Here is a 646-nt window from a genome sequence, read left to right on the forward strand (position 1 = left end):
CGCGGAATAATACCTTCCATACGTTCCATAACGTAGAAATCTGCTCCGATTACATCCTCATCTGTGCACAAAGCTACCATCTTTGGTACATAAGGATAAGCGTCCATCAGCGCATTCTGTACGGTGTATTCACGTACCATATCATGGGCAGACTTGGCTTTGGTACCTTTTGGCGGACGGCGTAAGATAAGGTCTTGGCCTTCGCCATCACCACTATATTGTAGACGATAAGTCCAGTTTGAAGCACCGCCTGAGAACTGCGTAACGGTAGGCTCGCCTTTGACATCAACACCCTGAGCACGCAACCAGTCACTGACTGCTTGTGCATCAAGCGCTTCACCTTCTCGTACTGGCCCGCCTTTGTCTAACACCTTATTATTAACCGTCGTATTATTGTTATCTGTTGCCATGTGATATTCCTTATCATGTGGTCGCTTAGTAGCCACTTATTAATACTAATATTTTCATATTTTTAAAAAGACCGACATTTAAGCTTATTTCAAGCTTAAATCTTTCCAAGAAAATGTCTCAGAATCAGTCATTCATTGTTCTTAAATTGAAATTATTTCTGCTTAGGCTATTTTGATGACTCACAAACTACTATTTAGTGTTTGAGTCGAAACCCATGACGCTTTAATTCTAATTT

The 646-nt window shown here is 41.0% G+C and carries 1 protein-coding gene; it reads right to left on the reverse strand.

Annotated features, from left to right (window positions below; all coding sequences use genetic code 11):
* On the reverse strand, positions 1-410 hold a 410-nt coding region (locus tag ACS8FD_RS21605), incomplete at its 3' end, for a phosphotransferase family protein (RefSeq protein WP_439277383.1).
* Positions 411-646 lie beyond the last annotated feature (236 nt).

The organism is Psychrobacter sp. 1U2, assembly GCF_051847575.1.